The organism is Xanthomonas sp. SHU 199 (assembly GCF_000364665.1).
Taxonomy (GTDB): domain Bacteria; phylum Pseudomonadota; class Gammaproteobacteria; order Xanthomonadales; family Xanthomonadaceae; genus Xanthomonas_A; species Xanthomonas_A sontii.
The window spans coordinates 1-2,630 of the sequence record NZ_AQOI01000871.1 but is presented as its reverse complement, the minus strand read 5'-3'; the positions used below and the strand labels follow the sequence as shown (position 1 = coordinate 2,630).

Sequence of the window (2,630 nt, the reverse complement as noted above, 5' to 3'; positions counted from 1 at the left end):
GGCAGCGGCCAGCGCTTGCGCTGGCCCGGCAGCACGTAGCCGGCCAGGCCTTCGGCGATCACGCTGCGGCGGCCGTCGCCGGCGACGAACTGCAGGTCCACCAGCTGCGCGTGGCCGTTGCCCTCATTGCGCACTTCCAGCGCCGCCCCCGCGCCGTCGCGGACCAGCCGCGCATGCAGCGCTGGCGCGGTGGCCACGGCTGGCTGCAGGAACACAGGCACCGAATAGCGCAGCACGAACTGCAGCCCGGCGCTGGCGCTGGCGCCGGCATCCTGGCCGGGCAATTCGTCGACCAGGATGCGATAGGCGTCCTCGCCCGCGGCGGGCGCGGGATCCAGGCGGATCACCCGCACCAGTTGCCGCGCGTGCGGCGCCAGTTGCAGCATCGGCGGGCTGAGCGCGATGCGGTCGCTGGGGTCGAGCACATCCTCGCCGTCGCGCTGCTGCCAGCGGAACACGCGCACCTGCGCGCGCAGCGGCACGTCGCCACTGTTGCTCAGCCACAGGCCCTGCGCGGTCTCCTCGGCACGCAGCGACACCGAGGTCGGCGCCACCTGCAGGCTCGCGGCGACAGCCGCGCCGGCCGCCGCCAGCCACAGCGCGGCGAGTGCCGGCAGGCGCAGGAAGGAAGGCAGTCGCAAACGCATGCAGGCGGCTCCGGTTACCAGGTGACGGTGGCGGTGACGACGTCGCTGTACGAACCGGCAGGGTAGTTGGTGCTGGCGACCTGGCCGTAGACGGTGATCGGTTGCACTGCACCATTGCCGGTGCCGGCCTGGGTGTCGGTGCCGATGGTCGAGCCCCAGTTCTGGGTGCGCGCGGCATTGCGGTACAGCGCGTACGGCACGCGTGCGGTATTGCTGGCGTCGGCACTGCCCATGGTGCGGGTGGTGACCGTGGCGCCGGAGCCGGAACCGGCGTTGAGCGCGATGTTGTACGGGGTCCCGGAGGTGCAGCGCACGTTCAAGGTGCCGGTGCTGTTGATCGCGCTCTGGGTGGAATTGACGCTGCCGAAATCGACGTCGGTGGGCGCGGTCTGGATGTCGCAGACGCTGGTGATCTGGATCTTGACGTTGAAGGTGCGCGAGTCGGACTGGGCCCAGGCCAGGCCGGTCCCGGCGGCGAACAGCACGAGGAAGGCGAGAACGCGATGGAAGAGGTACATGGCAGGGTTCTTCGGTGAGGGCGGACAACCGCCGGTGCCACTGCCAGTGCAAAATGCGAGCCAGTTCACATATTTATGGATCGTTATCCAGTTTTCACATGGGATGACCGCCACAGGGTGCCGTGTTCAGTGCGATGAAGGCAGCGGCGACCGCGCCGGCGTGCCAAAAACCCGGCAACGCGCCCGGCGCGTTCAGCCAGCGCCGGGATGAGCGATAATGACGACCATGACCGTCAATCTGAAAACTCCGCAGGACATCGAGAAGATGCGCGTGGCCGGCCGCCTGGCCGCCGAGGTACTGGACCTGATCGGCCCGTACGTGAAGCCCGGCGTCACCACCGCCGAGCTGGACCGCATCTGCCACGACCATATCGTCAAGGTGCAGGGGGCGGTGCCGGCCAACGTCGGCTATCGCGGCTTTCCGAAGACCGTGTGCACGTCGGTGAACAACGTCATCTGCCACGGCATCCCCAGTGAGGGCAAGGTCCTGAAGGACGGCGACATCGTCAACATCGACGTCACCGTGATCAAGGACGGCTGGCATGGCGACACCAGCCGCATGTACTGCGCGGGCACGCCGTCGGTGATGGCGCGGCGCCTGATCGAGGCCACCTACGAGGCGATGTGGCGCGGCATCCGCGCGGTGAAGCCGGGCGCCACGCTCGGCGACGTCGGCCATGCCATCCAGCAGTACGCCGAGAGCGAGCGCTTCAGCGTGGTGCGCGAGTACTGCGGCCACGGCATCGGCAAGGTCTACCACGACGAACCGCAGGTGCTGCACTACGGCCGGCCGGGCGATGGCCTGGTGCTGAAGCCGGGCATGACCTTCACCATCGAGCCGATGATCAACGAGGGCACGCGCTACACCCGCGTGCTGCCGGACGGCTGGACCGTGGTGACCAAGGACCGCAAGCTCTCCGCGCAATGGGAGCACATGGTCGCCGTCACCGAGGATGGGGTGGAGGTCCTGACCCTGTCGCCGGGCGGCCTCGGCGAACCGTGAGCCTGCTGCCGGCCGGTGCCGATGCCGGCATGCCCGGTGCCGGCGTCGACGACGCCGGTTGGGCGGCTGCGGTCCGGCAACTGCTGGCGCAGACCGATGCGCGGCTGAGCAAGCGTTTCGACCAGGGCGACGACATCGATCGCCTGCTGGCGCTGCGCGCGCGCGCGCTCGACCAGTTGATCCGCCACGCCTGGAGCCGCTGCGTGCCGCGCGAGGCCGGGCTGGCGTTGTTCGCGGTCGGCGGCTATGGCCGTGGCGAACTGTTCCCGCGCTCGGACATCGACCTGCTGGTGTTCGGCGACCTCGATCCCGCCTGCGAACCGGCGCTGGCACGGCTGTTCCCGCTGTTGTGGGACGCCGGCGTGCCGGTGAGCCATGCGGTGCGCTCGGCCGCGCAGTGCACCGCGGCCTGCGCCGACCAGACCGTGCTGACCGCGCTGATCGAGGCGCGCCCGCTGCAGG

At 69.7% G+C, this 2,630-nt stretch carries 4 protein-coding genes; 2 read left to right on the top strand and 2 right to left on the bottom strand.

The window, feature by feature from the left end; genetic code table 11:
* Together D183_RS25915 and D183_RS0123545 are read right to left on the bottom strand one after the other, a co-directional pair.
* The coding region (locus tag D183_RS25915) for a fimbrial biogenesis chaperone (RefSeq protein WP_039729656.1) at positions 1-647 on the bottom strand (647 nt) is incomplete at its 3' end.
* A gap of 14 nt (positions 648-661) precedes the next feature.
* Positions 662-1,165 carry a Csu type fimbrial protein gene (locus tag D183_RS0123545; protein WP_017911156.1) on the bottom strand — a complete coding sequence of 168 codons (504 nt, stop codon included), beginning with the start codon at positions 1,163-1,165 and terminating at the stop codon, positions 662-664.
* A 226-nt stretch (positions 1,166-1,391) separates the two neighbouring features.
* On the opposite strand from D183_RS0123545, the gene map reads away from it, so the two are divergent.
* Both map and D183_RS25910 read left to right on the top strand, forming a co-directional pair.
* Positions 1,392-2,168: a type I methionyl aminopeptidase gene (gene map / locus D183_RS0123540; RefSeq protein WP_017911155.1), complete on the top strand. Its 777-nt coding sequence runs from the start codon at positions 1,392-1,394 to the stop codon at positions 2,166-2,168.
* Positions 2,169-2,197: 29 nt separating this feature from the next.
* On the top strand, positions 2,198-2,630 hold a 433-nt coding region (locus tag D183_RS25910), incomplete at its 3' end, for a nucleotidyltransferase domain-containing protein (RefSeq protein WP_198527694.1).